Annotated in this window: 6 protein-coding genes; 4 read left to right on the forward strand and 2 right to left on the reverse strand. The window is 65.6% G+C overall.

Annotated elements, in window-relative coordinates; all coding sequences use genetic code 11:
• The coding region (locus tag V5A53_RS13280; RefSeq protein WP_332314097.1) for a TIGR04024 family LLM class F420-dependent oxidoreductase at positions 1–962 on the reverse strand (962 nt) is incomplete at its 3' end.
• 2 nt (positions 963–964) lie between these two features.
• Positions 965–1,741 carry an SDR family NAD(P)-dependent oxidoreductase gene (locus V5A53_RS13285; RefSeq protein WP_332314098.1) on the reverse strand — a complete coding sequence of 259 codons (777 nt, stop codon included), beginning with the start codon at positions 1,739–1,741 and terminating at the stop codon, positions 965–967.
• A 174-nt stretch (positions 1,742–1,915) separates the two neighbouring features.
• Between V5A53_RS13285 and V5A53_RS13290 the strand changes: the two genes are divergently transcribed.
• The 4 genes from V5A53_RS13290 to V5A53_RS13305 all read left to right on the forward strand — a co-directional run.
• The gene (locus tag V5A53_RS13290; protein WP_332314099.1) at positions 1,916–2,878 is read left to right on the forward strand and encodes an MBL fold metallo-hydrolase; all 963 of its coding nucleotides are present in this window, start codon (positions 1,916–1,918) and stop codon (positions 2,876–2,878) included.
• A complete protein-coding gene (locus tag V5A53_RS13295) occupies positions 2,875–3,579 on the forward strand; it encodes an HAD family hydrolase (protein ID WP_332314100.1) in 705 nt (234 codons plus the stop codon). Before V5A53_RS13290 ends, V5A53_RS13295 begins: the two co-directional genes overlap by 4 nt.
• 64 nt (positions 3,580–3,643) lie before the next feature.
• Positions 3,644–3,781 carry a hypothetical protein gene (locus V5A53_RS13300; RefSeq protein ID WP_332314101.1) on the forward strand — a complete coding sequence of 46 codons (138 nt, stop codon included), beginning with the start codon at positions 3,644–3,646 and terminating at the stop codon, positions 3,779–3,781.
• A gap of 148 nt (positions 3,782–3,929) precedes the next feature.
• Positions 3,930–4,201 (forward strand): SDR family NAD(P)-dependent oxidoreductase (locus V5A53_RS13305; protein WP_332314102.1); only part of this gene is annotated, 272 nt, incomplete at its 3' end.

The following is a 4,201-nucleotide window of genomic DNA, read 5'->3' on the forward strand; positions in this document are numbered from 1 at the left end:
TCCGCGCCGCGCGGGAACGACACCGAGACGGCGTCGGGACCGTCGAGCTCCGCGAAGCGCTCGAAGCGCTCGCGGGCCTCCTCGGGCGTTCCCCAGACGGCGAGATCCTCCAGCAGATCGTCTGGCATGGCGGCCATCGCTTCCTCGCGGTCGCCCTCCTGCCAGTTGTCGTAGACCGCCTCGGCGACGTCTTCGTGGCCCTGCCGGGCGAGGTTATCCCGATAGAACGTGCCCATCCCACCGATGTAGAAGCAGGTGTGGGCCTTGACGAGTCGCTTGGCCTCTTCGGCGTCATCCAGCGCACAGCAGGTCAACGAGAGGTTGACCCGCTGTTCGGAGCGGTCGCGGTCGCCCATCTCCGAGCCCCGGTTGAAATCCTCCAGTCGGTCCTGGATACCGTCGGCGGTCAACATCAGCGCGTGCCAGCCGTCGGCGAAGCGACCCGCGAGTTCGACGGCTTTCGGCCCCATCCCGGCGGTTTCGACCGGTGGTACCGTCTCCGGCGGGTCACAGCGCAGGCGGAACCCCTGCAGGTCGAAGTACTCGCCGTCGTACTCCAGTTCCTCGCCGGAGAGGACCTGCTTGACGATGTCGACCGTCTCGCGGGTCCGACGGAGCGGGTTGCCGAAGTCCACGCCGTGCCAGTTCTCGATGACGATGGGCCCCGACGGCCCGAGGCCGAGGCGGAATCGACCCTCCGAGACCTCCTGTAGGGTGGCGGCGGTCTGGCCGATGAGGGCCGGCGACCGCGAGTAGACCGGCATGATCGAGGTTCCGATGTCGATGTCCTCGGTGCCGTGGGCGATAGAGGTCAGGGTCGTGACGGCGTCTCGGCCCCACGTTTCGGGGAGCCACGCGGTGTCGTAGCCCAACTCCTCGCCGGTTCGGGCTTGCTCGACGAGGGCGTCGACGCTCGGCTGTGCGGCCACCGGTAGGAAGACGTCGCGTTCGGTGTCGGTCATGGTTATAGCTGGGAGTCCTCGAGCGGTGGGACGCCCTGTGCGGTGATAGTTTCACCGACGATGTACGAGGCGGCGTCGCTGGCGAGGAACTGGGTGATGTCGGCGATCTCCTCCGGCAGGCCCATGTCCTTCGCGATGTCCTCGCGGTCGACGTCGGCGGGGTCGATACCCATCTGGGAGGCGACGCCGGGCGTGCCGACGAGGCCGGGTGCGATACAGTTGACGCGGATGTTCTCCTCGGCGTATTCCGCGGACAGCGACGTCGTCAGGTTGACGACGGCGGCCTTGGCGGCGCCGTAGTGACTCATGTAGCGAGAGCCCATCGTCCCGGCGACCGACGCGAAGTTGATGATGGTACCGCCGCCGTCCTGCTCCTGCATCTGCTGGCCCGCGATCTGCGAACAATGGAAGGTGCCGTGAAGGTTGATGTCGACGATGGTCTTCCAGCCGTTCTCCGAGATGTCGTCGAAGGAGGCCATGAAGGATGCCCCGGCGTTGTTGATCATCGTGTCGACGCGGCCGAAATCCTCGACGGTGGCGTCAACCAGCGCCTCGATGGAGTCGCGTTCGCGGACGTCACACTCGACGGCGATTGCCTGCCCCGGCCGGTCGCTGTCGTTTATTTCGTCGGCGACCTCGTCGATCTTGTCCTGCGAGCGGGAGGTGACGACGACGTTGGCGCCCTCGTCGGCGAACCGCTTTGCGGTCACCTCGCCGATGCCCTGACTGGAGCCGGTGATGATGGCCGTCTTCCCCTCGACGCTGAACTGTTCTAACATCGGTATCCACGCGCCGTCTCGACGCTCGTGTGTCTGGCTGTCATTGTGACGGCTGTCCGTTTCGAGGGAACGTTAATAAAGGTAAGTTCCCGAGTCGAGGTCTGAACAATGGAAAGTTCAACGGTGTTGTATCAAAACGAAGGCTTAAGCCGTGCGGTCGCATTCTTCCGGTGAATGGAAGTACGGAACACGGAGACGCAGGTCCACCGACTGGAGTTCGACGTGGAGTGGCCGCCGGGCCACGTCGCCTGCTATCTCGTCGACGGCCCCGAACCGGTGCTCGTCGACGCCGCCGCCCCCGACCACGAGGAATCGTTCGAGGCAGCACTCGCTGACCACGGCTACGACCCCGGCGACATCGACCACGTTCTGATCACCCACCCGCACATCGACCACGTCGGGCTCGTCCCGACGATTCTGGAGGCCGGCGACCCGACCGTCTACGCTCCCGCCGGCGTCGAAGCGCGGTTCCAGCGGGACCCCGAGGCCCTCGAAGCCCGCGTCCGGCAGAACAGTACGGAAGCAGGCTTCCCCGACGAGCAACTGGAGATGGCCGTCGACATGGCCGTCCAGTCGCTCGAACGGGACTCCGAGCACCTCCCGCCCGAAGAGGTCGACGTCTGGATCGAACCCGGCGACACCACGCAGGTCGGCCCGATCGAGATCGGCGCCGTCCACGTGCCGGGCCATCAGGCCGACCACCTCAGCTATCCGACCGAGATCGACGGCGACCGCGTCCTGCTGGCCGGCGACATGGGTATCGAACCCTTCCGCCCCGTCGTCATGCACGATGGTCTCGACGACGGCCACCGCGAGGCCTTCGATGCCTTCTACACCGCTCTCGACCGCCTCGAATCGGTCGACGTCGACCGCGTCTATCCCGGTCACGGCCCGGTTCACGACGACCTGCAGGCCGTCGTCGAACGCGACCGGAAGAGCCTCGATGACCGCCTCGACGGGGTCGCCGACCTCGTCGCCGACGGCTACTCGACGGTCGGCGGCGTCGCGATGGCGTTGGCCGGCGACCGCGACGTCAAGTACCTCATCCCCGAGGCGATGAGCGCGCTCGCCCACCTCGACGAACGCGACGAAATAACGAGCGAACTCCACGACGGCGTCCGCTACTACGAAGCATGAGCGAGGACACGCCCGCAACCGATCCACAGTACAACACCGTCTTCTGGGACATCGGCGGCGTCATCGTCGAACTCCGTTCCATCCGCGAGGGGTATGCCGCCTTCATCTCGGAGTTGGCCGCCGACCACGGGATGGACCCCGAGGCCGCCCTCGACGAATGGAAATCCATCCTCGGCGACCACTTCAAGGCCGCCGACGGCACCGAATATCAGTCGGCCCACGAGGGCTACCGGAAAGCCACCACGGAACTGTTCGACGGGAATCCGCCGGACGACTGGGAACTCATCCTCGAAGAAGCGACCGCCGCCACGCTCCGCGCGGAGGACGGCGCCGTCGAGACCATCGAAGCCCTCCACGACGCCGGCATCCAGCAGGCCATCGTCTCGGATATCGACACCGACGAAGCCCACGACATGCTCGATTCCTTCGGCGTCTACGACTGCTTCGACCACGTCACGACCTCCGAGGAGATCGGTTTCAAAAAACCCGACGCGCGTATGTTCGAGGACGCGCTGGCGGGAACCGGCGCTGCCCCCGACCGGACCGTCATGGTCGGCGACCGCCACCGAAACGACATCGCCGGCGCCGCCGGGGTCGGCCTCGGAACCGTTGGCTACGGCGATGATGCGTGGGGTCCCGAAACCGACCACGAGATCGAGCATCTACGCGAGATACTGGATATCGTCGGCGTCGAACGCTGACCCGCTGCTGACGGACCGTCCCACACGTTCACGTCTTCTCGTCACCGTCGAGGACGCAGACCGGGTGATAGAGGAGGCCACCGAGGAGGAGGCCGTCACGACGCTATTCGATACGGACGGGGTCAAAACCATCCTCGAACACCTCCTCGCCGTCCTCGAGGAGCGAGCCCCCGCGTTCGAGGATACCTCTCCCGACGAGTGACGAGTCCCTCAACGAGTGGCGGTTCCTCGTCGGTCGGTGGCCCGACGCGGCGAACCGTTCGGGAACTCGACTCCCTCGTCTTGACTTAACGTCGCCAGTTATCACCGTCCAAATCCTTATGCGTGAACCAACAACATAGCGGAACGCAATGGACCTAGGACTCGACGACAAGACCGCCCTCGTGACGGGTGGCGCCGGACGAATCGGAAGCGAAGACTGCCGTATTCTCGCCGAGGAAGGCGCTGAAGTGGTCATCCTCGACGTCGCCCTCGATAAGGCCGAGAACATCGCCGACGAGGTCGAGGAGGACTACGACGGCACGGCCCACGCTGTCGAATGTGACCTCACCGACCGCGACGACGTTGCCGACACCGTCGCCGCCCTCGAAGAGGAGACCGGCGGCATCGACATCCTCGTCAA

The sequence above is a fragment of the Natronomonas sp. genome (genome assembly GCF_036625485.1).
GTDB lineage: Archaea > Halobacteriota > Halobacteria > Halobacteriales > Haloarculaceae > Natronomonas.